Below are 24,851 nucleotides of genomic sequence, written 5' to 3'. Positions count from 1 at the left end.
CTTAGTGCTGATCAATCAGTTTGAATGTGTCGGATTGTTTGTCTTTTTCGTTGTTTTCTTCATGGTGATAGCGACCTGTTTTAAGCACGCTTGGTCCACGTTTGGCAAACTTCACCATCAAGAACATTTCTACAATCAAGAACGCTGTGTAGAGCACATAAACAAAGCCGAGCGAAATCCAAATGTCACTTGGTGCGAGGTTAGATACCGCCATATTGACCGGAAGCACCTCACCAATTGCCCATGGCTGACGTCCGTATTCAGCAACGAACCAACCCGCTTCACAAGCTATGAAAGGTAATGGGATCGCCCATAGTGCTGCTCTCAATAACCAAGGGCTCGAACCCAATTTTCTGCGGCAGACTTGGACGAAAGACAAACCGATAATGGCGAACATCAATACCCCACAAGCCACCATGATTCGGAAGCTCCAGAACAGAGGTGCTACTTGAGGAATCGTGTCTTGCGCCGCTTGCTTGATTTGACTTTCAGTCGCGTCGGTGACGTTCTCAGTGTATTTCTTCAAGAGCAGACCGTAGCCGAGATCTTTCTTCATCTCATCGAATTGAGCGATGTTTTCAGGACTGTCGTTACCTGCGCGAAGTTCCTCTAGCATGCCGTAAGCTTGGATACCATCGCGGATACGATCTTCGTTCTGTGCCATCAGATCGCGTAAGCCCATCACAGGTTCATCCAGCGAGCGAGTTGCGATGATCCCCATTAAATATGGAATCTTAATGGCGTAGTCGGTTTCCATAGTTTCTTGGTTTGGTAAGCCAAATAGCGTGAACGAGGCGGGTGCTTCTTCGGTGTGCCACTCGGACTCAATTGCCGCCAGTTTTACCTGTTGCACGTCACCAAGCTCGTAACCCGATTCATCACCTAGCATCAATGTAGACACAATCGCAGCCATGCCAAATGCGGACGCCACCGCAAACGAACGGCGAGCGAACGAGATATCTCGACCTTTAAGTAAGTAGTAAGCACTGATGCCCATCACAAACAAAGCACCTGTGGTGTAACCGGCAGCCACGGTATGAACAAACTTCACTTGCGTGACAGGGTTAAACACCACATCAGCAAAGTTGATCATTTCCATTCTCATGGTTTGGTAATTAAATTCCGCGCCGACTGGGTTTTGCATCCAGCCATTTGCCATCAAAATCCACAACCCAGAGAAGTTAGAACCCAGAGCTGTCAGCCAAGTAACCGACAAGTGTTGGCGTTTTGATAATCGATCCCAACCGAAGAAGAACATACCGACTAAGGTGGATTCGAGGAAGAAGGCAATCAAGGCTTCGATAGCGAGCGGTGCCCCGAAAATATCGCCCACATAGTGAGAGTAATACGCCCAGTTGGTACCAAATTGAAACTCCATGGTAAGACCGGTCGCGACGCCCACGGCGAAGTTAATCCCGAATAACTTACCCCAGAACTTGGTCATGTCTTTGTAGATGGTTTTTCCCGTCATGACGTACAAAGACTCCATAACGGCCAGCAAGAAAGACAAACCTATGGTCAGTGGAACGAATATAAAATGATAGAGTGCGGTACTAGCGAACTGAAACCGCGACAGATCAACGACATCTGCAAACATAAGGACTCCTTCCCGCTACCAGAGTAGCGGGTTAGATAAGGTTATTATTAGTCTGTTTAATTAAGCGTTAAGGCTTGGGGCGCTTGAGTTAGGCTTTTGCTGGCGTGCGAGAGAAAGGTTTTCTCAGCCAGTAATCCAAGCTTACGTAGCGACCACCGCCGTAGAAGAACAGCACCAGCAACATCACAAAGTAGGTCGCTGCGAACTCCATACCGTTGTTGAGCATTACTGGGTCACCCAATTCGGTGATGTAGTTGTATCGACCTGGGAAGTTAGTTGCTAACCATTCAATAAAGCCGTTCAAACGTACCGTTGCTTCCATGCCGCCAGTAGCGATAGCATCCCAACCGTGTTTCCAGTGCACCATTGCGCTCGCAACACTCATCAAGAAAATCATCGGAATCGACATCACTCGGGTAAACAAACCCAAAGCGATACAAATACAGCCAAGCACTTCCGTACCTGCGGCAAGAAACGCCAACAACTCGGGAAATGGTAAGTTCAAACCACCATCTGCAGTGGACGCGCCAAACCACGCGACGGTGCCAGAGAAACCCAGCACCTTAGATCGAGCGCCAACAAAAATGACTGGAATGAGGTAGAGACGAATCGCAAGTAACGCTAAGTAATCGTATCTTTTGCACTTCTCGACGAGACCGTCGAACCAATTGAGGGCTGACTTAATCATAATTTTTCTCCTGAAGGGCGGACGCTGACGAGTCCTAGTTCACTGAAGTGTTGAGCCCACTCCATGAAACTGAATCTGGCGAGTTGCTGAGCAATCATTTGTTGTAGTTGCGCCAGAGTCAGGTTTGGTTGCTGTTGTAATAGCTGAATCAATGCGACATCCACTTCTCTGAGCTTTTGCGATACCACATGATGCTGTGAGTTCCGAAACACGCCATAAAACACAGGATGACGCCTGTCAGTTAAGAAGGTCACGGAGTCTTGATGCAACAAGAAAGGCACTTCGACCAGCTTTAATGTTGGGTTGAGTTGCAGCACTTGGCTCTCTTCGAATATCTGATTCGGTGAAGAAGTAAATGCCGCGACTAAGGTGTCAATTTCTACATTGAACGCCACCCATTCATATTCCAACAACGCCTCCTGATCGGCAGATATGGAGCTGGAATCTTGATGCGCTTTCTGCTGCAAAAATTGAACAAACTCGGTGGCAATATGATGAAACTCAGGCTCGGATGCACCGTGCATCACCACAAAGTCATCCACCATGTGTTCAAGTTGTTCATCAGCGAACTGCGAAGAAAATAGAGGGAACGTATTCGCAACGACACCCAAGATGTTGTCGCGGATAAATTCGCTATATCGACACAGCGCATGCTGATTCATAGGCGTGCGAATCAGAGCCGTTAGGGACTCGGTTTGCGCGCGCATTTTGCTCGGAGGTTTAAGCATTGAGCACCTCCTTACACAACACTTCGAGGGTTTGGCTGAAATCCAAGATCTCACCATGAATACAGCGAAGCTCTTCGGCCAGAACAAGCAGCGACGGCACATTGTGGTCGCGTTCAAGAAGCAAAGGCTTACCGCCATGCACCGAGTAGGTATAACGAGCCAGATCAATCACTTCATCAGGTACTGGTTTACCATGGGTATCGAGCAAGAAGTCGTCACGCTCTTTCAAGTGACCCGCAATGTGGTAATAACGAATCGCATCGCTTGGTAAAGTGCTCAGCATGTCGTAAGGGCAGAAATGATGATTTCGGCTGTTGACGAACACATTGTTAATGTCGATAAGCAACTTACATCCACTGCGCTCACTCACTTCAGCGATAAACTCGCCCTCTGGCATTTCATGTCCGTAATCGTGGTAGTAAGAGATATTCTCTAACGCCAATGGACGCTGAACAATGTCTTGCACGCGTTGAATGCGTTCGACCAAATACGGAATGTTCTCTTTATGTCGAGGGATCGGAAGCAGTTCATACAAATAGCCCTGATTGTCTCTAGAGAAACTCAGATGTTCGCTATAGATGTCGATATTAAATTCATCGAGAAAGCGTGCGACGTCTCGTACAAAAGACTCGTTTAACGGTTGGCAATCACCAATCGATAAGCTCAAGCCATGAGCGACAAGAGGATAATATTTTGCAATGTCTTGCAGTTGTTCACGTTTCAAGCCGCCAATATTCATCCAGTTTTCCGGTGCCAATTCGAGGAAATCGATATCTGGGTGCTCGGGCAACTGACACAGCAAATCAACGTGTTCGCTGCGCAGCCCAATCCCTTTTGATGTATCGGTTATTGTCCGCATACCCCACCTGTGATTTTGCTTTTGGTTAATTTGATGGTTTCAGCCGAAGGGTTAATACCTTCACCTGTCACACCACATTTACCGTCTCGGGCGCGTACCAAACGGCCTTGCGGATCATCTTTTAACTCTTGTTTCTCGAAGCGTTTCTCTGTACCACATTTACCAGCCGCACACTTACCGCCATGTTGAGAGCTGGATTGAGCTTCAACAGGAGCCTCGGTGGGAGCATCGGCAAACGCCATGCCTGAGTTCAAAGTAATGACAGACGTCATCGCGATAGATAGAGCGAGTTTATTGTTCATGAGATATCTCCTTCGCTGCGCTCATTGGGTAGCTAGATAAGTCGTGACCAGCGATAACTTGACCGTGGTAGTACTCTTTGACGATCTTGATGGAAGCGGGTTTGAGTTTTAGACCTAAGCCCATCCAGTGGTTAAGCACCAAGAGTTTTGGATTTACTTCTGCGGCGATCTTGCCGACAACCGATGGCTTAGCGTGCATAAATGACGAGACTTCGTCTGCTTCTTCGTGAATTGCCAATGGCATCAATAAAATGTCGGCACCTTTAGCGAAGTCGATGAAGTCAGGGTTACTGCCGTTTTGGTCGGCGGAAATCACCATTACGCCTTCGGCACTTTCGATTCGGAAAGCGAGACAAGGTACGTCACCGTGTGGGATGCCGAGAGCGTAAATGGTTAACCCATCTTGCTCGTACACCTTGGTGCCTTGGGACGTTTTGTATGGCACATCAGTAATGGTGACTGGGAACAAGCCATCGCTGCCATCAAACAAACCGTTCAGATATGCGTACGCGCCTTCATCACCGTCGAAAAGCGCTTTCATGTAACCGGTTAAGCTAGGAAATGCAGAGCCTGCTTCTGGGCCCGCGATATCGAGGGGATCTTGACGGTCAAAGAAGTAGCCACCTTTTAATAAGGCAGGAACGTCGGCGACGTGGTCGGTGTGGAAATGGCTTAAACCAAGGAAGTCTAAGTCTTCCAGTTTGCCGCCTGCTTGGCCGAAACGCAGATAAACACCACCACCGGCATCGATCATCACGCGTGATTTTCCTTTCCACCAAACCAGTTCACCAGAAGATGCACGAAGGTCATCAGAGATTGGTCCGCCGGATCCGAGTAGCTGCAAAGTAAAATCTTTTTCGAGCGGTTCGACAGTTAATGCGTAACAGTTGGCTGCACCTAAGGATAACCCTAGAGCCAGCACTAACGTTTTTAAAGGCTGTTTCATATTGAATACCTATGAGTTTGATTTTTATTATTTATTTTCTTTGGGTGAGCATCCAAAGAAGTGTTGAAGAGGCAGGAAAAACGATTTGTTTTTGATGTCCGTCAAAGCACGGGAATAAGATATCCAATATGAATGGTTAATTATATCTAGTAATTTTAAAGTTTCGTTCAGGCAAATTGAACGTTATTGGTTTGAGCTGAACAAGCATCAGAATGTAAAAAGGCACCGCAAAGGGTGCCTTTTGTTTGTGTTTTGCAAGAACAAACAGGGCATGCATTGTCGCTTTACCATGAAACCGATAAGCTGTTTGGCATCTTGCCAAAATAGCAGTATTAGGAAGCGCATCATGGATCTCGATATCTACCAAGTGGACTCTTTCACCACCGAACCTTTTAAAGGAAACCCTGCAGGAGTCTGCCTCTCACCAGAACCGTTACCAGAGGCATTGATGTTCTCTATCGCTGAAGAAATGGCGGTATCAGAAACCGCTTTTCTCTGTTTGAAAGACATGCGACTGCGTTGGTTCACACCTAAGGTAGAAGTGGCGCTATGTGGTCATGGCACATTAGCCACAGCGCAAATCTTAAAAGAACAAGGATTAGCGAAGGTTGGCGATACCATTGCCTTTCAAACTCTCTCTGGTGAGCTTCATGCAAAAGTAAACGAGTTGACAATTGAGCTCGACTTTCCTTCGACTCAGCTTGAAATGGATGTTGAACAAGACGCTACGTTGCTAGCGGCACTTGGATTGAAAGCGGAGCAAGTGGTTTCTTACGCTCAGTTTGATAGCAAAGGCTTTATTGAAGTCGACTGTGAACAAACCGTGTTGGAACTCGAGCCTAACTTTGATGCATTAAAGAACATTCAAGGGCGCGGCGTGGTGGTAACTGCTCAGTCGAATTCCCCAGACCTCGACTTTATCTCACGCTACTTCGCTCCTTGGGTGGGCGTGAACGAAGATCCTGTTACGGGCTCAGCTCACTGCGCACTGACTCAGTTTTGGGCGCAGAAGCTCGGTCAAAATCAGTACCGCGCTTATCAAGCGTCGGCACGCGGTGGACATTTACAAACCGAGTTGTTAGAAAACGGACGTATTAAACTGATTGGCTCCGCAAAGACGGTTATCAGCGGAAAACTAAAGGTATAACGCGATGAAACAATCCATTATCCATATTGCTTTGGTCGTAAAAGATTACGATGAAGCGATTGATTTTTATGTGAATAAGCTGAAGTTTGAGCTGGTGGAAGATACTTACCAACCAGAGCAAGATAAGCGCTGGGTTGTGGTTTCTCCACCGGGTTCTAATGGTGTGACATTATTGCTAGCCAAAGCGTCTAAGCCAGAGCAGCATGACTTCATCGGTAACCAAACTGGTGGACGTGTGTTCCTATTTTTGAATACAGATGACTTCTGGCGTGATTACAACCGAATGGTAGAGCAGGGTATTAAGTTTGTTCGCCCGCCAGCGAAGCAAGACTACGGCACAGTCGCCGTGTTTGAAGATCTCTATGGCAACCTGTGGGACTTGCTAGAAATGAGCCCAAGCCACCCAATGGCGTCGCGTTCATAGAGTCAAATTCATCGATATTAAGAGCGTCTTTCTGGGCGCTCTTTTTGTTTCAGGTGTCTGCTTCTCGCATTTGTTTCTTCTCTTCCCATTTCGCTTCACTTTGCCTATCAGCTTAATTCTCAAAATGAGAATGATATTTAAATCAATATAACTCCATGTTTTTAAATGAGGTAATTTCGGCATCATATTTGCGTTAACCCTCTACGACCAACGATTCAGTTGATGAGGGGAATAACATGAAAGCAGGGAAACTTATTGCGCTAACCAGTTGTTGCGTATCCATGTCCGGATACGCGCTCACTACCAGTGATTTATCGTTCGAATCAGGCAGTGACAATGCAAACTACACCATCAAAGGTAAACCATTAGAGACCACTTCTATTGCGGAAACCTTACCTCAGGACACGTTGACCAATGTGTACTCGATGCTTCCTGAAGGGACTTACGTTAACAGTGCGTTTATTGCACCGGAACGCTATTCAAATATTGATATCGATGACGAGCTTGATGGCGCTGAGTACGCGACGGCCTCAGTGACTTTTCTTAATGAGGGGGCTGGCTATCGAAATTCGCTAGGCTATTTTGTCTACGACACTAACAATCCACCAACTAGCAAAGACGATATCGAAACGCACATGGTTATTTTCCCAAATGCTTCGAAAGCGCCAGATGGTGACATGCAGGAAGGTGACACTATCGATCTCGATGTGCAGTTAACTGCGGGTCAGACGCTTGCGTTTTTCGTCATCCCGAATGGTTGGTATGTGAGTACCTATAACAACATTCCTTACCTTGGCCCTTGGAACACCCCTTTTTACAGTTTATCCAGTTTGAATCCAGAGACGACCGCTAATTACCGCCGCCATAACGTTGCGTTCTTGGATACTGAGAATGAATTTTTGGTGCTTGGTTTTGAAGACATTCGCCGTCCGAGTGGCGATAACGACTTCAACGACTTGATTTTCACCGTGGACATTTCACCTTTCTCGGCTGTGGATGGCGTGAACACCGATGGCACTACTGACTCGAAATACGAAGTGTTGGTCCAAGAGAACAACCCAGAGGTCACAGTGACGTCGGTTTATCCAAGCTCCGATACTTATGCGACGATGGCATTCGAAGATCGCTGGCCGTTAATGGGTGACTACGACTTTAACGATGTGGTGTGGCGCTACCGTGTGACCGAACTGTTGAATGGCCAACGTGAATTGAAGACCATTACCGTCGATTACACCCTACAAGCAATGGGGGCGGGTTATTCTAATGGTTTTGCCGTGAAGCTGCCTAATGTGGATTCGTCCAACGTGGCATCGGTAACGGTGACCAAAAATGGGCAAGCAGTGGAACATACGGTGCTTCAATCTGGCAGCGAAACCGTGTTGGTGGTATCGGAGGATTTAAGAGCTGAACTGGATGCGCTTGGTGTTCTGACTTCAGGTTGTACTTATTACCGTACTCAGAGCAATTGTTTGAATCAGCAAGCGACCGATATTCTCAGCTACCAGATGGTCGTCGAACTAACCACGCCAGTCGCACGAGATCAAATCGGTTACCCGCCATATGACTCATTCATCTTTGCGGCAGAAGGTACGTACCACGGGGACTTTGTTGCGACCTTCCCGGGTATGACATGGCAAACCCACTTTAAGACATTCTCAGGCACTGGGGACATGAATAACGCATTGTTCAACCTGCATGATGATGACACAGGCGGCTCGGAATACTTCCTAACCAGCAACAACATGCCTTGGGCAATCAACATTCGTGATGAATGGGATCACCCAACCGAGAACACAGATATCAGCCATGCCTACACAGGATTTCCAACTTGGGTAACCAGCAGTGGCTAAACGGACACCAGTTGGTACAACGCGCCAGCGAGTGGCAAAGTTATCTCAGCAACGGAATAGCAAGGAGCATCACATGAATACTTCGACAAAACTACTGACCATCATGTTTGCTTCAACCTTAGTTGCTGCTTGTGGAGGCGGTGGCGGCGGAGGTGGCGGCTCTTCAACCCCAGCTCCTGCGCCAGTGGTGGATGAGACTGATGACACACAAGACATTGTGGCACAACGAGACTTTTCCTTTGATGTTGGCGAGACCATTACCTTGTCTATGAACTACCAAGGGGCTTCTGATGGTGCATTACATCTCTACACCAAAGAGGCATTTACGGCGGAAAACGGCGATGTGATTGCAGACCCAATGTCACGCATCACCACTATTTATCCGACCCGAACCAATCAGGTTGAGTTAGAGGTGAATGGCAATTGGACCAAGTTGTACGCGCAATGGGTCCCAATGAATGCTGGTGAATCTGAGAAGAACTGGGTGATTTCGTTGAATCAATCCAACAACAATTACCATCTCGATTTTTAATCCAAGATGTCGTTAATAAGCAAAGCGTGGTTAAAGCCACGCTTTATTTTTGATAAAAATCCTTCGCAACATTAGCGTGATCTATATCACCTATTGAGCGAATCAGATAGAATGGCGGCCACTTTCAATATGCCCTTTTCTAACCGTATCTCGAAAGTGATTTAACAACTTGTTATTTAAAAGAAATTTCCTTCGAGGACGCCGCTATCATTAGTACAAACAATATCACCATGCAATTTGGTGCCGAGCCACTGTTCGAAAATATCTCTGCTAAATTTGGCAACGGTAACCGTTATGGTCTGATTGGCGCAAACGGCTGTGGTAAATCGACATTTATGAAAATCCTGAGTGGGGCACTTGCGCCAAGCTCGGGCAACGTTTCTATTACTCCGGGGCTGAAACTGGGCGTATTGAGCCAAGATCAGTTTGCGTTCGAGCAATACAGCGTGATTGACGCTGTGATCATGGGCGATCGCAAGCTTTGGGAAGTGAAGCAGGAACGTGACCGTATCTATTCATTACCTGAAATGAGCGAAGAAGACGGCATGAAAGTCGCTGAGCTTGAAAGCGAATTCGCAGAAATGGATGGCTACACAGCAGAAAGCCGTGCTGGTGATATTTTGCTTCAAGCGGGTATTGAAGAAGAGCTGCATTTTGGTTTGATGCAGCAAGTTGCTCCGGGCTGGAAACTGCGTGTGCTTTTGGCGCAAGCTCTGTTTGCTAACCCAGATATTTTGCTGCTCGACGAACCAACCAACAACTTGGATATTCACACCATCAACTGGTTGGCGGAAGAGTTGAACCAACGTAAGTGTACGATGATGATCATCTCGCACGACCGTCACTTCTTAAACTCTGTGTGTACTCACATGGCAGATATCGATTACGGCGAACTGCGCATTTACCCTGGCAACTATGAATACTTCCTTGAGGCGTCTGGTCTTCGTCGTGAGCAGTTATTGGCTTCTAACGCGAAGAAAACCGCTGAAATCAATGAACTTCAAGAATTCGTAAACCGTTTTGGTGCGAATGCATCGAAAGCAAAACAGGCCAGCTCTCGCGCGAAGAAGATGGAAAAAATCCAACTTGACGAAGTGAAAGCAAGTAGCCGTGTTAGCCCATCGATTGATTTCGGTGAGGGTAAAAAACTGCATCGTTTAGCATTGGAACTGCAAGACCTTGGTCACTCGTTTGGTGATGAGCTGTTGTTTGAAAAAGGCAACTTGTTACTCGAAGCAGGCACTCGCCTTGCGATCATCGGTGAAAACGGTGTGGGTAAAACGACCTTGCTACGTTGCCTAGTGAACGAACTAGAGCAAACTCAGGGCGTAGTAAAATGGTCTGAAAACGCTTCGATTGGTTACTGCCCACAGGACAGCAGCGCGGACTTCGATAATGATCTGACCATCTTTGAGTGGATCTCTCAGTGGCGCACCGTGAAGCACAATGACTTAATGGTGCGTGGCATTCTAGGTCGCTTGTTGTTTACCGCTGACGATGCCAACAAAAAAGCAAAAAACTGCTCGGGTGGTGAGAAGAACCGCCTGCTGTTTGGTAAGCTAATGATGCAAGACATCAACGTTTTGGTGATGGATGAGCCAACCAACCACATGGATATGGAAGCGATTGAAGCGTTAAACAGCGCATTAAAAGACTACACGGGTACTTTGATCTTTGTTAGTCATGACCGTGAGTTTGTATCGTCATTGGCGACTTCAATCATTGATGTAAAAGACAAACAGTTGGTGAGTTTCCAAGGTACATTTGAAGAGTACATGGCACACCAACAAAAGGTGCTTAGCGCTGCGTAATCAAGCGCCGATCATCGTGAATAATTGGACGTAAAGTTCGTCTTTGAGACGAAGAAAACAACAGATTATTTGCAATAGTGATTTAATCTAAACCTAATAGAGGTAAGGTGGTGAGTACAACGCTCGCCACCCACAATTAAGGAGCCGTTCATGAGCCATGAATTTATGACCGACGAAGAACGTATTGAACTGCAGAAGAACAACCCTCTGCACGGTCTTAAATTAGAAGACATGTTGCAGCAGCTTGTTGACCATTACGGTTGGGAAATCCTCGACACAGCAATGCGTATGAACTGTTTCAACACTAAGCCAAGTATTGCGAGCAGCGTTAAATACCTGAAGAAAACAGAATGGGCTCGCGAGCGTGTAGAGAACTTCTACCTATACCGCTACAAGCGTATGCCAAAGGCGTCTGAATACGAATACAACCTACCACCACGCGCACGTACTTTCCGTCATGGATTGGAGCCGCGTGAACCAATGGAACTGACGGTTGAATCGATTCTGGCTTCACAAGCGAAGGCTGCGTCTGCGCACAAAGAGCGTTCAGCAAAGCAACGCTCAGATCGTGCTCGTTTTAACAACCGCCGTCGATAAACTTTCAGTACTCTTGTTCTTGTAGGCTTGATCTCTAAGAGCAGGATGATTTTGATGAAAAGCCAAACTACCCAGTTTGGCTTTTTTATTGCCTTTTCTTTAGCTAAACCTTGTTATCAAGACCCTAGCTTGATAATCGAAGAGTACATCTGTTGCGGGTCTGACTGACGGCTGAATCGCGCTTGGAAGCTCTCTACGACATAATCAATAAAGGCACGTAACTTTTGTGATTGCTCTTTGTGGTAAGGGTAGACGATATACAGCGCGTGCTTTTCCATCTGCCATTCAGGAGTAATCTCAACCAATTCACCTGAAGCTAATTGAGGCTCAACAAAGAAATCCGGTAGTAGTGCGACACCGAGTCCTGCACATGCCGCTTGGGTAAGCGCAAGACCACTGTTTACCATATAAACACAAGGCGGAATCGCAACATCTAAAATCTGATTGCCATTATTGAAAGTCCAACGACGTGAGGCTGATGACAGGCTGTAACTCAGTAGCCGATGATTAACCACATCGCTAGGAGTGAGGAAGGGTGCTGATGCTTCCAAGTAACTCGGAGAGGCACAAAGCACACGTCGAATGTCTAGCAGCTTTCGCGAACGTAAAGTTGAATTTCCAAGCTCTTCTCCACCACGAATGGCGATATCAACCCCTTGTTCAATCAAATCGAGGTGCTCGTCACTCATGATTACCTCTATGGAAAGTTCTGGATGCAGCTTCATAAACTCGCAAATGATAGGGTTTAGCTCAATCAACCCCAATGACATCGGCATGCTGACTTTTAGCGTGCCCTTTAATGTGTGGGAAGACTCGATCACTGAACGATCGGCATTGTTGAGTGCATCGAGAACCTGACACACTTGCTGATAATAGAGCTGACCATTATCGGTAATGTGCAAGTTACGCGTCGTGCGGTTAATCAAAGGGCTTTTTAAGTAGCTCTCTAATTCATTGATGTTCTTACTGATGGCGGCTTTTGAAAGGTTTAAATCTTCTGCTGCTGCAACGAAGCTGCCTAGCTCCACGACTCGACGAAATACGGTTAATGCTCTGATCTTATCCATGTATTTGCTACCTCGAACTCATAATTATTCACCATTAGTGAACTATATAGACACTATTATAGAGTTTATTCACCAATTGGAGTTAATTAATATCACCTCATTCAATGAGTGCCCGACAAAAGTAAGGGCAAATGTAATTAGGATTCCATTATGAAAAAGATTGTCGCATTTACTGGTAGCAACAACAGCCAATCAATCCACAGCCTTTTGGTTCAAGCGTTAGCAAAGCAAGCTATCCAAACAGAAGTAAGCACCATTGACCTAAACGACTTTGAATTGCCAATGTATGGTTTGGATATTGAAGGTCAGGGTATTCCAGAAGACGCGCACAAACTGCGTGCGACGTTAAACGAATACGATGCGATCATCATTGCATCACCAGAGCACAACGGCTCAATGCCAGCATTCCTGAAAAATGCGATCGACTGGCTATCACGCGTTGCGCCTCAAGGTACGTCTTTCTTTGGTGACACGAAGAAACCAGTTCTGCTAGTGAGCACATCTCCAGGTGCAAACGGCGGCGCAACTAATATCAAAACCATGGCTGAGTTGATGCCTTGGTGGGGCGGCGATGTAAAAGGCACTTACAGCTTGGGTGGCTTCTACGACAAGTTCCAAGACGGTGAATTTGACGCTGCGACCTCGGCAGAACTGAGCGAGTTAATGGCCTCTTTCGAACATGCTATTAATTAGTTTTATTATATTTCTATACAAACTATTTAATTACTAACTTAGTTGCTATTAAATTAGTAATAGCAACAGGTTGTTCCTTAAACTCTACATTTTAAATTTGAAGTTATATCTTGCTATAAAAATTTATAGTGAGTGGTGTTTTTTGTTCGTAAATATAAAAATAATATAAAGGTGTATACTATGAATATTATTAAATATCCTATATTAGCGCTAAGTGTTTTAGCCTCTATTCCTGCTGTCTCTCAAGAAAATAAAGATGAAAAACTGCAAGATATGTCTGATCCACTTGCGGTATATACACAAGCTGGTTTTGGTATCAGTGATAAAGGCATTAACATTAAAGTCGGCCAAGCCTATGACTCAAATAAGCCAAATACGCTTGCTATGAATGTTATTGAAGTGAAGGGTATTGGTGGTGACTTATTGGGGATCAGAGACAACGATGATCCACTATACAAGGGAGTAGATGATAGTATCGACTCACTTCGACTTCGTAACTTTCAATCCGACTTAACTACAGGTCGAGGCCGTCAAATCGATATCAATTACGATGTTGATAACGACAGACTTGATGCCTCTTATAGCTATGTCCAATCGCTTCCTAAATTTGGTATTGTACAACTCTACCCTCTTGGTGGTGTCGGCGTGACGGTCGCGAACGATTACAGCGGTGAAGACAATGGTTATGAAATTCCGGGCACGTTTATGGTGGTTGGTATGTACTCTAAAATCGACATCACAGATAAAATCTGGATTAACTACAACCCAATGTACATACACACATTATCTGGTTCGAGTGATTACAAAGATAATTATTATGCTGAAGAGAAAGATATTCTAACCCATGAGTTTACGCTTTCTTACCAATTAAATAAAAGATCGAATATTCGTTACTATGCAAACTGGAGTGAAAACGTTGACTTTAATGATGGTGATCATCGCATCGAATACAACTATCAATTTTAACTACTAGTTTTTTATTGGTAATAATTTAAAGTTGATTATTGAAGTAAATATATATGGATATTCTCTTTTTATCATTAATGTTGTTGCTTGGGCTGTACGCTAGGATAGAAATCCAAACAACGCTCAGTAAGCCACTGCATAACAGGACCTGCTTCTTTTGCTTTGCTCGTCACACGGTCAATCTGTAAAAGCCAATCTTTCTCTTCCCCTTGTAGTTTAAGAGGAACGATATCTAAGTGTTTTTGAAACAAGTGGTCAGGTATCAGGCTCCAGTTATTATTCAATTTAATCAACTCTATTACGGTTTCCAAGTCATTCACTTTGGTCAGTGAATTAGATAAGTTCGCGTTGTAGTGAGCAGGGTAATCTTGCAATACGATTTGTCGATACGCCTTAAGGGTTTCAAAAGAAACGGAGCCTTCGGCCAGTAGTGGATGTGATTGATGTACAGCGATAGAAAACGGCACATAGCCAATCGAACCTAAAAGCACGTTCTTAGGCTGTGTGCTGCCCCACAACATAAAACCGATATCCACTTCATTACTCGCGACAGCATCAGCAATGTCATTGTTTTTCAAGACATTGAGATTGAGCTCGGTGTGCGGGAATTGCTGATAGAACTCCTCAATCACGCCAAAAAACTGCGGTGTTAGTAAAAGCGCATTGATTCCTATCGAGATCCTATCTTCTATTCCCACATTGAACGTTTGCAGCATATTTTGGATGTGTTGTGCATGCTCTAACAAGGAGAGGGCTTGAGCATGCAGTCGCTCGCCTTGTGCCGTTAAGGTAGGCAAGCGAGAAGTACGATCAAAGATGGTCAGTCCTGTGTCTATTTCCAAGTTTGAAATCGTAGTACTGACCGCAGACTGTGCTTTCCCAAGCTTTCTTGCCGCCGCAGAAAACGAACCACACTCCACGCACATGACTAACGTTTCAAGTTGTTGAAGATTGAACATAACGATGTATCTAATTTTTAGATGGTAGCTAACTATATCTTATAAAAACTTTAGATGACAATCGCTCCATTAATCGTTAAGTACAAGTAGAGAATAAGATGAGTAACAACCAATCTGCGGAATTATCGGATACACAAAAGGAACTAGAAGCATTGCGTGAACGCTTGCGTCAAAACACTCAAACCATGCAAAGTTCGGCTAAGAAATCAGACGCTAACGAAATGATGTCTGGCGTGATTAAGACCGTAGCGACGTTCGAAAAAGACTAATAAGCTCCTTCCTAGAAAACAGAAAACAGAAAACAGAAAACAGAAAACAGAAAACAGAAAACAGAAAATAGAAGAAAGGCACCAATTGATGGTGCCTTTTGTTTTTTATAGCTGCGCCGTAATTTCCTCTATCTCTTGCTGCCATTGCTCTTGCATCGCTGGTTTTTGATGTTTGGGTTTTCGCCCCAAATCGGCTTCCAGCAAGCTTTCTAGCTCCAACAGTCTTTCCAACATTTGCTCTTCGGATTGCTCATCAGATGCGGTGTTTGTTTCCATCGACATTACTTCATTGCAATGGTGCAATATGGCTGATTTGGGAGCCGTATCAGTTACGCGTTGATACACTTCTTCCGCGCTTAAATACTCCGTCAGTAAGCCATTTTCAATAAACCAGAATCGATTACAGCTTTGTTCTATCAGGCTTCGGTCATGACTCACCAATAAGGCAGCACCTTCGAAGTTTTGCAAAGTTTCAATCAACTCCTCTTTGCCTTCCATATCCAAATGGTTGGTCGGTTCATCTAAAAACAACATGTGATAACGAGCCAGGGTTAAACCAACAAACAGCAGCCTTGCTCGTTCCCCACCACTTAGACTGACGACTTTCTGCTCGTGTCTTGCGTACTCGTATCCTGCACCAATAAGCGAACGTTTTGCCTGTTCACTGCTGATGCTGGCAAACGACTGCAACGCATCCGAGATGGATTGATGATCGTCGAGTTGCCTTAGAGATTGATCGTAGTAACCCAAGCGACAGCGGTCGTGGAAAGTCACACTCTCATGTTTGTTGGCTAGGTCGGTTTGGATGGCTTCATACTGACGATAAAGCAGATTCAACAAGGTCGATTTGCCGCAACCATTACTACCTAGAACGGCAATTCGGTCGCCACTTTTCACGCGCATTTCTGCCATATCAAACAAATGATAATCACTGTTTGGTGGCGTTACCGAGAAAGGCAAAACCTCTAACAGTCGATTTGCTGGCATTGACTCACCTTGAAGTTGTAGCGCCCACGGTGTGCCTTCTGTCAGTTCGGTTTGTTCTTCCTCTAAACGTTCTTTTCGCGCAAACATCGTCTTGGCTTTTCGAGCAAGATCTTCGTTATCGTAGACTTTGCCCCAAGTGGCTAGACGCTTGGCGCTTTTCTCGATTCGGTCGATCTCTTTCTGCTCGCTGGCATGGCGAAGTTGATCGGTTTCATCTTTCTCTTTCAATGCTTGTCTTGCTTGAGAACAAGGCAGAGAGAAATGATGCAGAGATCGATCTCGCATGACCCAAGTGGTGTTGGTGACGCGATCGAGTAAGGTTTGATCGTGAGATACCAATACGAATGAGCCTTTCCAGTTTGATAGGAATTGCTCTAACCAAAGGAGCGATGGCAAGTCCAAGTGGTTGCTTGGTTCATCCAGAAGCAGTAAGTCAGGTTGATGGATAATCGCACGAGCAAGCAGGAGTCGCATTTGCTGACCTCCGCTGCAATTCTCAACCGGCATGTGTCTTTCTGTGATCGAAAATCCGAGTTCATCCAATAAGAGTTCGGCGCGCCAAATCTCATCGTCTGATAAGGATTCTGCTAACGCATCTAAGACAGAATGTGTGCTTAAAGATTCAGGTAAATGCTGCTCAACATAACGCATTAAACATGAACTGGCTTTGGCAACCTTGCCTTGGCTTGGTTCAAATTGACAGCTAAGCAGTTTGAGTAGGGAGCTTTTACCACAGCCGTTATGACCGATAAGACCAATTTTGTCGCCACGATGAATCGTAAACGTTAGATCTTTGAAGATTGGTGTTGCTGTGTGAGAAAGGGTTAGTGATTGTGCAGTTAAAAAAGTACTCATAGTGTTCTCAAGAATTTTGGGCGCAAAACGCCGTTGTCATAGCTGACAATAATTCTTCGAGCTTGAGGGAAAGTACTCGGGTGACGTGTTTTCGTCGAAAGGTAATTATTCGCTCAAGTCGAGATTATCGCAGCGCGAAATCTGAAACTCTTGAGCGGTCCTTCATGCCATAAAAACGTGGGTTGATTGAACACCACAAAGACATAAATTCCTCCTTAATTTCGTTGTAAGTGTTGCCACTTTTGGTTGATAGATGCGCTAGATTCTAACTCTAAAAGTGGCAATGTACAGATAGCTTGATGAAAAAATGATGAGAGGATCACCAAGGTATCACGTGCTTTTAGCGATATAAGCTGAACTTCTTGGTCAATTCTCGAAGAGTTTCAGTCTCGCCGAACAAACAAATACCCAAGTATTCTAACTCAGCTTCCGGTGTGTTTTTGGTGGTTTGCTGTTGTATTTCAGAGCCACCTTCTACCATGGTGTGAGTAAAATCAGAGAAGGGGATACCTTTATCGAGTGCTTCTTGGCGAAGCTTTCTGATTTTGTTGGAGTTATCCGCTCTCAAGACGATAAACGGATAGTGCGAGATATTTGGATGAACATTGCCGTCGAGGTCGTGATAATCGGTATAGACTGCGTCGCCATCAGAAAGTTGACTCGCAAGGCTCACGCTCAAGTGTCCTAATACGTTAACGGCGCGTCCCACCTCGACTTTTTTACTGATTACGGCAACAAATCGTTTTTGGTTTTCGTCGGGAAGTTGATTCATGGAGGACCTCGTTTCTCTAATAATCTGGCTATTGTTTAACTGTCTCCATTGTATTTCCTCGCACGCGCAATTTTGTTTCTAACATTGCTGTTGATAAGCCAAGTTTGCAATAAACGAATGATTTAATCGTTTTTCATGCAATAAGATTCGCCAGAGTTTGCAAATAGACAAGGCACCAACGGACTGTCGGTGCCTTAGGTCGAGGCTGAACCAAGTTCTATTGTTTGTTTAGCTCAGCCGCGGTATCCACAAAGATGCCTTGGATGTCTTTCGCTTCACGCTCTGTTTGACCACCATGTTTTAGGAACGCGTCGATGATCGCTGCGGTTTTTTGCTCTTTTGCGCGCTCTAGGAAGTAACGCAACTCTAGCTCTGCACCTGCGTCTTCATCTTTGATAGAGGTTGCGATGATCTCTTTGTACATTACGATGTCACGCACTTCTAATTGGCTAATCACGCCCAATGTTGCCGCTAAGAACCCATCCAGTTCTGCTTTAGGAACAAACTGAGTAATGATGTTTAACTGCTCTGCTTGTTGTGCCGTAAAGTCGTTACCAAGTAGCAGTGCTTGAAGCGCTTTGTTTTTGCCCATGCGACGAGCGAACTGCACCGCACCTTGACCACCTGTTGGGATGTTGACGTGAATCTCTGGCTGAGCAAATGCTGCGTTTTCAGTGCCGTAAGCCAAGTCACACGCCATCACAAACTCATTACCGCCGCCACGAGCCACACCATCAACCACAGCAACCGATACTTGCTTCATCGCTTTGATATTGGCAATCATGTGGTTGAATTCAATTGATGCTGCCTGACCACCTTGTGTGCCGTTGATAACGTTCAAATCTAAATGCGCCAAGAAGAAAGACTCATGAAGTGATTTGAATACCACCACTTTCGTATCGCGGTCATCTTTAAGTGATAGTACAAATTCGTTGATTTCATTAATCAAATCGATAGTCAGTACATTCACTGGTGGGTTGTTGATTTCAACAGTAGCGATGCCGTTTTGTTGTGTGATTGATAGAGTTTTCATAGCTGTTTCCTCAGCGTTAGTAAGATCAACAGACCTCGGTCACGCGAATTTATTGGTTTGGTATTGAGGAGGTTTGTCTCTCTCCCGTTGTGTGCAGCTACTATAGATTTGTTATAAGATGAGAAAAATAAGCTAAATGGCATATAATTGGTGCCATAAAAGCAACAATGGTTTTTTAGGTATGACGTTATGGATTTCTCTAGTCGTTTATTGCTGCTACTTGAAGTGGTCGAGCTTGGTTCGTTCACTAAGGTATCAGAACAGAAGAATGTGGATCGTTCGGTGATCTCAAAGCAGATCAGCCGTTTGGAAGAGGAGTTGGGTGTTCGATTGCTCAACCGAACCACGCGTTCTTTATCGTTAACGGCTGCTGGGAATGAAATGGTCAACCAAGCCAAATCCCTTCGGTCACTTCTCAGTGATACTCACCGTTTAGCGCAGAATTATCACGAGGAGCCTCGTGGTGTCTTGCGCATTACCAGCTCGACCATGTTCGGGCGTCAATATGTCCAAGATGCGATTTCGGTGTTTCAACAACAATACCCAGATGTGGAGTTTGAATTGCGCTTAGAAGATCGCATGGTGGATATGGTGCAAGAGGGCTTTGATATTGGCTTCCGCATTGGGCGACCTAAAAACTCAAGCTTGATTACCCGTAAGATTGCGCGAAGTCGCCTTTTGATTGTTGCTGCCCCTGCGTTTTTAGAAAAGCATGGTGAGGTGAACAGTCTGGAGAAGTTGGAATCTTTACCCGCCACTATTTACGCCGCCCCAGGTTTGTTATTCGATAAATTCGGCTATCAAGATGAGCAAGGTAAACAACAGCATTTTCAGCTTAATGTCGCTTATAAAGTGAATGATGTGGAAATGTTGGCAAGAAGCGCTGCAGGAGGAAATACGCTTGCTGTGGTGACTGCACAAATGGTTCAAGACGAAATCAAACAAGGCAAGTTAGTGCCGATTATGACGCACTTGAATATTGATGATTTCGGAACCTTCTACGCCGTGTATCCGCACCGAGATGCACCAATCAAAACCAAGTTATTCATCGACACACTCAAATCCATTGTGGGAGAAGAGACGCCCATTTGGGAAAAGAACATTCCAAACTTCGACAAGATGTATGGACGAGGGAAGTAGTGGGGTTGGTGTTCGGACGAAAAAAGCACCGACATTGCGGTGCTTTTGTTAGAGTGCGAAATGGCGCTCAGTTCTTTGTCAGCGACTAGAACTTCGCCATAAATGACTTAGTCAGTGGCAAGCGGAAATCTTTGCCCATCATTTCATAAACGTTGAATTTCACCGTGTTCCAGTTTTCTTCAAAGTTGTATTCGAACACGCTGTCACCAGTATCCAAGCTTTGTGTCATGGTCCATTCTGTCGCGTAGCTAGACATTCCATTGCCGTTGCCAAAGTCTTTGTATGGCGCATCTGCAGGCACACGGTAAGGAACAGTCGACAGCTTCATCATCCCGTTGGTGATGCTGGTCGGCTCGGTGAGTTTGCTCATAAAGTAGCTAGCATGAACAAAGCGGCTGTGTGAGTTGCCGTTACCAATGGAGCCATAGTCGGTATCGCGGCTCGCGTTTTCCCACGTTGGTTGAACCTTCTTGCGCATTTCGATGTGTTCTTTCATCGAAGGGTCGTTAGTCATTACCATCGCTTCTTCGCCGCGGTAGGTATGCAAGCCGTCTTTATCCATTTCAATCACTAGACGGTCACCGCTCTTATCCGTGACAGACCAGTGAAGTTTCATTTCAACGGGCATCCCCTCCATAGGGATAGATGCGTATTCCAATGTTGGTAGCGCTTTAACCACTTCATCGACTGTTGCGTAGTTAGCTAACAGGTATTCAGCGATGGTAAATTGCGTGACTTCTGAACCTGTTTCTGCCTTTTTCATGGTCATATCTGGATAGAACAGAGCGTTGACTTGCATGCCCTCGCTGTTTACGCCATCGGCCACCAACTCACCATAAGCCAGTACTGCAACCATGTCGTATTTCACCGTGTAGGTATTGCCTAGACCATTACCTTGAAGCGAGCGAACGTCGCCTTTGTTAATGGTACCTAGCACAGGTGAGGTTGATTCCATCCAATCCATCGTTCTAGAAGTGAAAGTGCCCAAGTCGGTATTCCATGCGACTGAGGTACAAGCATGCGCTACACCAGTAGTAAGAGTGCCAGCAAGAAGAGCTAGGGTGATTGCTTTCAATTTCATAGTAACTCCGATTCATGTTTAGGAACGATTTGGAGTGTAAGGTGGAAAACTAAAAAGCTTAAATCACGTTATGAGCATTCAATCCTCACTTTGAATGCTATGAGCATGGCTGTGTTCTTTAAACAGTCGAATCATTTCTCGCGTGACAGGACCGGCTAAGCGGTTGTGTTGCCAAAGGTTGATGGGGAACTGAAGCACGGCATGGAGTTCGTCTATCTCAATGGTCTGTAATTGCTGGGTGGCTAAAAGCTCCTCCACGCAATGGGTCGGGACAATTGCCCAGCCATCACCTGCGACTAACAGGCTTTTGAGTACATTCACACTTTCGATTTGTTGTGCGAGATTCGATATCGTCAGCGTCTGCGCGATGCCAGTATGGTGAAAATCCGCCATCAACAGTTGCCTTGCTCGCTTTAGAGAGGTGAGGTCAACAATCTGATGTTGCTTAATAAATTCGCTGGTGGCACACACAACAAAAGGAAGATTGAGTAGATAGGTGTAGCTGAATGCTGTCGTGGCATTGCCCGTCGGAACAAGCATGACAGCAAGATCTGCGGCATCTTGTTCGAACAGAGCTTTTGTTTCGTTATTGTTTTTGTGAAGCCAGTTCACTTTGACTAGCGGGAATTTTTTGCGAATCCCAATCATCACATCTTGAATCAGTTTTCCCGGAACCAATTCACTGTGGCAGATAGTAATTTGGCTCTCGTTCCCTTGTTCCGTGCTCTGGCAAAGACGCTCAAAAGATTTGGTCGTTTCCGCGAGGTTTTTAGCATGTTGATACAGTGCTAATCCTTCTTCCGTCAATTGAGGATAGCGGGTCGAACGGTCAAACAAGGTCATGTTGATTTCAATTTCGAGATTGGTGATCACCTGACCAAGCGTCGTGCGATGCTTATTTAATTGTTTTGCTGCTGCGCTAAAGGAGCCACATTCCGCAACAGCGACAAAGGCGGTGACTTGCTCATAACTGATGTGCATGATGATTTGGTCCTACAAAAGTGTCTTATTCAAACCTAATGTAAGACCCAAGCAGAGTCCAGACAGAGAAGAGCAAGTTGTGATGAGTTGAGAGTTCTCTACGATTCAACGAGCGGAAGCTAGATAACCATTGCGATATTGAGCAGGTGTTTGTCCCGTCCAAGCTTTGAAAGCACGATTAAAATTGGAGAGGTCGTTGTAACCACATTGCCAAGCCGTTTCAAATGGAGTGAGTTGTCCTTGCGTAAGTAGTACTTTGGCTGAGCGGCATCTTGCTTGATCTCGCAGTGTTCGAAAGCTCGTACAGCGCATGTGAAGTTGGCGTTGCAATGACCGAGAAGAGGTGCCAATCAGTTTGACAAACCAGTCGATATTAAACCAAGGCAACACAGCGTAGGTAGCAATCAACTGTTCGACTTTGTCCAACCAGTCTGTGGTTAGAGTTTGCCTATCAATTGGGACGAAGTTGCTCGGTAAATTAATCGCGATTGCGCCATAGTCTTTTTCAAACAGAAACTCGGTGTTGTCAAACGTGGCTGGCAACTTTGAGCTGAGGTGTTCTGCAGAGCTCATCCAGACCTGCTGTGGTTGCCAAGCCTCTCCGATGAACATACGACACATTGATAGTAGCGCAAAGCTACGAAACCATTCGGCTTGATCAAAACCAATTGTTGATGGGTGATAGGCTCCTCGATGACACAGAAACCATTGATCTTGAATGTTTTCGACCCAGACCATGACGTGACTATTGAGTGTCGGCATTATCTCAATCAGCTTATGCAGTGCATCGCCTAAATCATGGCAATTCGACAGTGTTTGATGCAATTCTGGTGAGATTTGTTCAAGGGTAATTAGGCGTCCTACCTCAATGCCAATCCGCTTTTTGCTCTCCCTCATCATTGCCATTAAAAACGCCATCACTTGATGAGTGGGAACCCAGTTAGGTTGAACGTCAATATCTTCAGGAATGTTATGTAGACGAGCCGCCGACTTCCATTCAATGCCCTTTGAGTCAAAGTAACGAATAAAGGGCAATAAGTTGTTAGTCTGAGTGATATTGATGTTTTCAGGCATTCTTTTCTCGTTAGATTATATGGCGGGAAATGACCTAATTTGTTCCTCACGGTATCAGTATAGTTCTCCCAAGACAACACGGGAGATGCACACATGACAGTCAAACCAAGTACCCTAATTTTAAGCGCCATTGTTCTTAGTCAACCTGCATTCGCAGCCGACGAAAACCCAGTCAAAGCCGCACTAAAGGCAGAGGGTGCGCAAGTAACGTTACCTGTGAGCGCTGCAAAACACCCTTATTCCAACCAGTTTGTAGATTCGGCTCGTGAGCAGTTCAATAATTTTCATTGGCAAATGGGCGGTGACCACTCCCTTTACTACAACATGCATATGAGTGAGTTTATGCCGACGGCGGTTGCCTCTCCCAGCCATGAATACCAGCCATTAGTCAAAGCCATTAACCCAGAACTCGGCAGCCTTAAAGTCGAAACAGAAACAAAAGGCGAAATGACCATGGATCAGTACTTGGCTGATCCTCAGTTTCGTACTCAGGGTTTCATGCTGATTCACAAAGGTAAAATTGTTTATGAAGCGTATCCGGGAATGAAGCCGACTGACCGTCATATTTGGGCGTCTGCGGCGAAAACCACAGTGGGTGCTGTGATAGCGATGCTGGTAGAAGAGGGAAAAGTTGACCAAAACAAACCGGTTTCTGAGTACGTTCCAGAGTTAAAGGGAACGGTATGGGATGATGTGTCTGTACTAAATGTACTCAATCATGCGACAGGTTTGGACAATGAGGAAACCGGTGAGTCGATCATGAACCCTGACTCTCCAGTGGTTCGCTTCTTTGCTTCAGCGTTTGGTTCGCGACGTTACTCGACTGGCAAGCTTGAAAGTTGGTTGGATGTCGCCTTAGATACGCATAAGTTACCAAACGAAGAGGCTAGTGAGTATTTCCGTTATGCGTCGATGAATACGATTGTTCTGACGCAAATTGTAGAGAATATCGAGGGAACGACTTGGACTAAAGTATTCGAAGATCGCGTTTGGTCTAAAGTCAAAGCACGCCAACCAATGATGATTAATCAAACGCCAGATGGTATGGCAATTGCGGTTGGTCTCGTATCGACAACCTTAGAAGACATGGCACGCTGGGGGATATTGTTTACGCCAAGTTGGAATGCGGTTGCCGATGAGGCCGTGATTTCTCCTGCTGTTATCGATCGCATTTTAAATAATGGTGACCACAACGCATTTGTCGGCACAGCGAAAGAGGTGAGTTCGCTACATTCATTCAATGAGAAAGCACAGTACAACTCGTACCATTTCGACTTCATTTTTGAAGATGGAGCCATGGCGAAGAGTGGCAACCTAGGGCAGATGATTTACATCGATCCTAAACGTGATTTCGTTGGGGTGGTGTTCTCAAATAATCCGTACCATTCGGGTTATGGTGAAACCAAAGCACCTGCATTAATGCGCTCTGCTGCTAAGCTATTAGCTGATAAATAAGAGAAGTGACAAAGAGGCTCGACGGAGCCTCTTTTAGG

At 45.4% G+C, this 24,851-nt stretch carries 25 protein-coding genes; 11 read left to right on the top strand and 14 right to left on the bottom strand.

Translation table 11 applies throughout. From position 1 onward, the window contains the following. Position 1: 1 nt before the first annotated feature. The 6 genes from ATB78_RS01640 to ATB78_RS01615 form a co-directional block, all read right to left on the bottom strand. On the bottom strand, positions 2 to 1,597 hold the full coding sequence (locus ATB78_RS01640; protein WP_039840499.1) for a cytochrome ubiquinol oxidase subunit I: 1,596 nt from the start codon (positions 1,595 to 1,597) through the stop codon (positions 2 to 4). Between the two features lie 88 nt (positions 1,598 to 1,685). After that, positions 1,686 to 2,285, bottom strand: a complete 600-nt coding sequence (locus tag ATB78_RS01635; RefSeq protein WP_005429408.1) for a DoxX family protein — start codon at positions 2,283 to 2,285, stop codon at positions 1,686 to 1,688. Continuing rightward, positions 2,282 to 3,013, bottom strand: a complete 732-nt coding sequence (locus tag ATB78_RS01630; RefSeq protein WP_061007632.1) for a putative DNA-binding domain-containing protein — start codon at positions 3,011 to 3,013, stop codon at positions 2,282 to 2,284. Before ATB78_RS01630 ends, ATB78_RS01635 begins: the two co-directional genes overlap by 4 nt. After that, on the bottom strand, positions 3,006 to 3,872 hold the full coding sequence (locus ATB78_RS01625) for a DUF692 domain-containing protein (RefSeq protein ID WP_061007631.1): 867 nt from the start codon (positions 3,870 to 3,872) through the stop codon (positions 3,006 to 3,008). Before ATB78_RS01625 ends, ATB78_RS01630 begins: the two co-directional genes overlap by 8 nt. Continuing rightward, on the bottom strand, positions 3,860 to 4,174 hold the full coding sequence (locus tag ATB78_RS01620) for a hypothetical protein (RefSeq protein ID WP_005436274.1): 315 nt from the start codon (positions 4,172 to 4,174) through the stop codon (positions 3,860 to 3,862). The genes ATB78_RS01625 and ATB78_RS01620 overlap by 13 nt, the downstream gene beginning before the upstream one ends. Next, positions 4,164 to 5,120, bottom strand: coding sequence for an MBL fold metallo-hydrolase (locus ATB78_RS01615; RefSeq protein ID WP_061007630.1), 957 nt, complete (start codon positions 5,118 to 5,120; stop codon positions 4,164 to 4,166). The genes ATB78_RS01620 and ATB78_RS01615 overlap by 11 nt, the downstream gene beginning before the upstream one ends. 346 nt (positions 5,121 to 5,466) lie before the next feature. Here ATB78_RS01615 and ATB78_RS01610 point away from each other — a divergent pair, with 346 nt between their 5' ends. The 6 genes from ATB78_RS01610 to ATB78_RS01580 all read left to right on the top strand — a co-directional run bounded on the left by ATB78_RS01610 (position 5,467) and on the right by ATB78_RS01580 (position 11,481). Next, a complete protein-coding gene (locus ATB78_RS01610) occupies positions 5,467 to 6,267 on the top strand; it encodes a PhzF family phenazine biosynthesis protein (protein WP_061007629.1) in 801 nt (266 codons plus the stop codon). Positions 6,268 to 6,271: 4 nt separating this feature from the next. After that, positions 6,272 to 6,691 (top strand): VOC family protein, encoded by a 420-nt coding sequence (locus tag ATB78_RS01605; RefSeq protein ID WP_045385414.1) that lies wholly within the window; start codon positions 6,272 to 6,274, stop codon positions 6,689 to 6,691. A 236-nt stretch (positions 6,692 to 6,927) separates the two neighbouring features. After that, complete coding sequence (locus ATB78_RS01595; protein WP_061007627.1) at positions 6,928 to 8,541, top strand: LruC domain-containing protein; 1,614 nt, start codon at positions 6,928 to 6,930, stop codon at positions 8,539 to 8,541. A 73-nt stretch (positions 8,542 to 8,614) separates the two neighbouring features. After that, on the top strand, positions 8,615 to 9,073 hold the full coding sequence (locus ATB78_RS01590; RefSeq protein ID WP_009702257.1) for a hypothetical protein: 459 nt from the start codon (positions 8,615 to 8,617) through the stop codon (positions 9,071 to 9,073). 206 nt (positions 9,074 to 9,279) lie between these two features. Beyond that, a complete protein-coding gene (locus tag ATB78_RS01585; protein ID WP_081096548.1) occupies positions 9,280 to 10,884 on the top strand; it encodes an ABC-F family ATPase in 1,605 nt (534 codons plus the stop codon). 165 nt (positions 10,885 to 11,049) lie between these two features. Next, on the top strand, positions 11,050 to 11,481 hold the full coding sequence (locus ATB78_RS01580) for a VF530 family DNA-binding protein (RefSeq protein ID WP_005436283.1): 432 nt from the start codon (positions 11,050 to 11,052) through the stop codon (positions 11,479 to 11,481). A gap of 116 nt (positions 11,482 to 11,597) precedes the next feature. Here ATB78_RS01580 and ATB78_RS01575 read toward each other — a convergent pair whose 3' ends face one another. After that, the gene (locus tag ATB78_RS01575) at positions 11,598 to 12,548 is read right to left on the bottom strand and encodes a LysR family transcriptional regulator (protein ID WP_061007625.1); all 951 of its coding nucleotides are present in this window, start codon (positions 12,546 to 12,548) and stop codon (positions 11,598 to 11,600) included. A 150-nt stretch (positions 12,549 to 12,698) separates the two neighbouring features. On the opposite strand from ATB78_RS01575, the gene ATB78_RS01570 reads away from it, so the two are divergent. Both ATB78_RS01570 and ATB78_RS01565 read left to right on the top strand, forming a co-directional pair. Continuing rightward, positions 12,699 to 13,241, top strand: a complete 543-nt coding sequence (locus ATB78_RS01570) for an NADPH-dependent FMN reductase (RefSeq protein WP_061007624.1) — start codon at positions 12,699 to 12,701, stop codon at positions 13,239 to 13,241. A 180-nt stretch (positions 13,242 to 13,421) separates the two neighbouring features. Then, the gene (locus tag ATB78_RS01565) at positions 13,422 to 14,207 is read left to right on the top strand and encodes a hypothetical protein (RefSeq protein WP_061007623.1); all 786 of its coding nucleotides are present in this window, start codon (positions 13,422 to 13,424) and stop codon (positions 14,205 to 14,207) included. Between the two features lie 74 nt (positions 14,208 to 14,281). Here the strand turns inward: ATB78_RS01565 and ATB78_RS01560 are convergent, their stop codons facing one another. After that, positions 14,282 to 15,166 (bottom strand): LysR family transcriptional regulator, encoded by an 885-nt coding sequence (locus ATB78_RS01560; protein WP_061007622.1) that lies wholly within the window; start codon positions 15,164 to 15,166, stop codon positions 14,282 to 14,284. Positions 15,167 to 15,264: 98 nt separating this feature from the next. On the opposite strand from ATB78_RS01560, the gene ATB78_RS29805 reads away from it, so the two are divergent. Then, a complete protein-coding gene (locus tag ATB78_RS29805; protein WP_162998343.1) occupies positions 15,265 to 15,435 on the top strand; it encodes a hypothetical protein in 171 nt (56 codons plus the stop codon). Between the two features lie 105 nt (positions 15,436 to 15,540). Here ATB78_RS29805 and ATB78_RS01555 read toward each other — a convergent pair whose 3' ends face one another. From ATB78_RS01555 to ATB78_RS01545, 3 genes are all read right to left on the bottom strand, one after another. Beyond that, the gene (locus tag ATB78_RS01555) at positions 15,541 to 17,277 is read right to left on the bottom strand and encodes an ABC-F family ATP-binding cassette domain-containing protein (protein WP_061007621.1); all 1,737 of its coding nucleotides are present in this window, start codon (positions 17,275 to 17,277) and stop codon (positions 15,541 to 15,543) included. A gap of 340 nt (positions 17,278 to 17,617) precedes the next feature. Then, complete coding sequence (locus ATB78_RS01550; protein ID WP_061007620.1) at positions 17,618 to 18,049, bottom strand: DUF2000 domain-containing protein; 432 nt, start codon at positions 18,047 to 18,049, stop codon at positions 17,618 to 17,620. Positions 18,050 to 18,266: 217 nt separating this feature from the next. Further along, entirely contained in the window at positions 18,267 to 19,082 is an 816-nt protein-coding gene (locus ATB78_RS01545) for an enoyl-CoA hydratase/isomerase family protein (RefSeq protein ID WP_009700909.1), read from the bottom strand. Between the two features lie 189 nt (positions 19,083 to 19,271). On the opposite strand from ATB78_RS01545, the gene ATB78_RS01540 reads away from it, so the two are divergent. Continuing rightward, positions 19,272 to 20,222, top strand: coding sequence for a LysR family transcriptional regulator (locus tag ATB78_RS01540; RefSeq protein ID WP_017189639.1), 951 nt, complete (start codon positions 19,272 to 19,274; stop codon positions 20,220 to 20,222). Positions 20,223 to 20,307: 85 nt separating this feature from the next. Here the strand turns inward: ATB78_RS01540 and ATB78_RS01535 are convergent, their stop codons facing one another. From ATB78_RS01535 to ATB78_RS01525, 3 genes are all read right to left on the bottom strand, one after another. Continuing rightward, positions 20,308 to 21,303 (bottom strand): linear amide C-N hydrolase, encoded by a 996-nt coding sequence (locus ATB78_RS01535; RefSeq protein ID WP_061007619.1) that lies wholly within the window; start codon positions 21,301 to 21,303, stop codon positions 20,308 to 20,310. Positions 21,304 to 21,381: 78 nt separating this feature from the next. Then, positions 21,382 to 22,284 (bottom strand): LysR family transcriptional regulator, encoded by a 903-nt coding sequence (locus tag ATB78_RS01530; RefSeq protein ID WP_061007618.1) that lies wholly within the window; start codon positions 22,282 to 22,284, stop codon positions 21,382 to 21,384. Positions 22,285 to 22,389: 105 nt separating this feature from the next. Continuing rightward, positions 22,390 to 23,358, bottom strand: coding sequence for an AraC family transcriptional regulator (locus tag ATB78_RS01525; protein WP_061007617.1), 969 nt, complete (start codon positions 23,356 to 23,358; stop codon positions 22,390 to 22,392). 93 nt (positions 23,359 to 23,451) lie between these two features. Here ATB78_RS01525 and ATB78_RS01520 point away from each other — a divergent pair, with 93 nt between their 5' ends. Then, on the top strand, positions 23,452 to 24,813 hold the full coding sequence (locus ATB78_RS01520; protein WP_061007616.1) for a serine hydrolase domain-containing protein: 1,362 nt from the start codon (positions 23,452 to 23,454) through the stop codon (positions 24,811 to 24,813). Positions 24,814 to 24,851 lie beyond the last annotated feature (38 nt).

This window comes from Vibrio sp. CUB2 (assembly GCF_001557945.1).
In the GTDB taxonomy this organism is placed as follows: Bacteria; Pseudomonadota; Gammaproteobacteria; order Enterobacterales; family Vibrionaceae; genus Vibrio; species Vibrio owensii.
The sequence above is the reverse complement of the archived record's forward strand: the minus strand, read 5'-3'. Positions and strand labels throughout refer to the sequence as shown.

Bases quoted from the DNA above. Each gene is read 5' to 3' on its own strand.
- ATB78_RS01640 (WP_039840499.1), bottom strand. From the start codon at position 1,597: ATGTTTGCAGATGTCGTTGATCTGTCGCGGTTTCAGTTCGCTAGTACC.
- ATB78_RS01635 (WP_005429408.1), bottom strand. From the start codon at position 2,285: ATGATTAAGTCAGCCCTCAATTGGTTCGACGGTCTCGTCGAGAAGTGC.
- ATB78_RS01630 (WP_061007632.1), bottom strand. From the start codon at position 3,013: ATGCTTAAACCTCCGAGCAAAATGCGCGCGCAAACCGAGTCCCTAACG.
- ATB78_RS01625 (WP_061007631.1), bottom strand. From the start codon at position 3,872: ATGCGGACAATAACCGATACATCAAAAGGGATTGGGCTGCGCAGCGAA.
- ATB78_RS01620 (WP_005436274.1), bottom strand. From the start codon at position 4,174: ATGAACAATAAACTCGCTCTATCTATCGCGATGACGTCTGTCATTACT.
- ATB78_RS01615 (WP_061007630.1), bottom strand. From the start codon at position 5,120: ATGAAACAGCCTTTAAAAACGTTAGTGCTGGCTCTAGGGTTATCCTTA.
- ATB78_RS01610 (WP_061007629.1), top strand. From the start codon at position 5,467: ATGGATCTCGATATCTACCAAGTGGACTCTTTCACCACCGAACCTTTT.
- ATB78_RS01605 (WP_045385414.1), top strand. From the start codon at position 6,272: ATGAAACAATCCATTATCCATATTGCTTTGGTCGTAAAAGATTACGAT.
- ATB78_RS01595 (WP_061007627.1), top strand. From the start codon at position 6,928: ATGAAAGCAGGGAAACTTATTGCGCTAACCAGTTGTTGCGTATCCATG.
- ATB78_RS01590 (WP_009702257.1), top strand. From the start codon at position 8,615: ATGAATACTTCGACAAAACTACTGACCATCATGTTTGCTTCAACCTTA.
- ATB78_RS01580 (WP_005436283.1), top strand. From the start codon at position 11,050: ATGACCGACGAAGAACGTATTGAACTGCAGAAGAACAACCCTCTGCAC.
- ATB78_RS01575 (WP_061007625.1), bottom strand. From the start codon at position 12,548: ATGGATAAGATCAGAGCATTAACCGTATTTCGTCGAGTCGTGGAGCTA.
- ATB78_RS01570 (WP_061007624.1), top strand. From the start codon at position 12,699: ATGAAAAAGATTGTCGCATTTACTGGTAGCAACAACAGCCAATCAATC.
- ATB78_RS01565 (WP_061007623.1), top strand. From the start codon at position 13,422: ATGAATATTATTAAATATCCTATATTAGCGCTAAGTGTTTTAGCCTCT.
- ATB78_RS01560 (WP_061007622.1), bottom strand. From the start codon at position 15,166: ATGTTCAATCTTCAACAACTTGAAACGTTAGTCATGTGCGTGGAGTGT.
- ATB78_RS29805 (WP_162998343.1), top strand. From the start codon at position 15,265: ATGAGTAACAACCAATCTGCGGAATTATCGGATACACAAAAGGAACTA.
- ATB78_RS01555 (WP_061007621.1), bottom strand. From the start codon at position 17,277: ATGAGTACTTTTTTAACTGCACAATCACTAACCCTTTCTCACACAGCA.
- ATB78_RS01550 (WP_061007620.1), bottom strand. From the start codon at position 18,049: ATGAATCAACTTCCCGACGAAAACCAAAAACGATTTGTTGCCGTAATC.
- ATB78_RS01545 (WP_009700909.1), bottom strand. From the start codon at position 19,082: ATGAAAACTCTATCAATCACACAACAAAACGGCATCGCTACTGTTGAA.
- ATB78_RS01540 (WP_017189639.1), top strand. From the start codon at position 19,272: ATGGATTTCTCTAGTCGTTTATTGCTGCTACTTGAAGTGGTCGAGCTT.
- ATB78_RS01535 (WP_061007619.1), bottom strand. From the start codon at position 21,303: ATGAAATTGAAAGCAATCACCCTAGCTCTTCTTGCTGGCACTCTTACT.
- ATB78_RS01530 (WP_061007618.1), bottom strand. From the start codon at position 22,284: ATGCACATCAGTTATGAGCAAGTCACCGCCTTTGTCGCTGTTGCGGAA.
- ATB78_RS01525 (WP_061007617.1), bottom strand. From the start codon at position 23,358: ATGCCTGAAAACATCAATATCACTCAGACTAACAACTTATTGCCCTTT.
- ATB78_RS01520 (WP_061007616.1), top strand. From the start codon at position 23,452: ATGACAGTCAAACCAAGTACCCTAATTTTAAGCGCCATTGTTCTTAGT.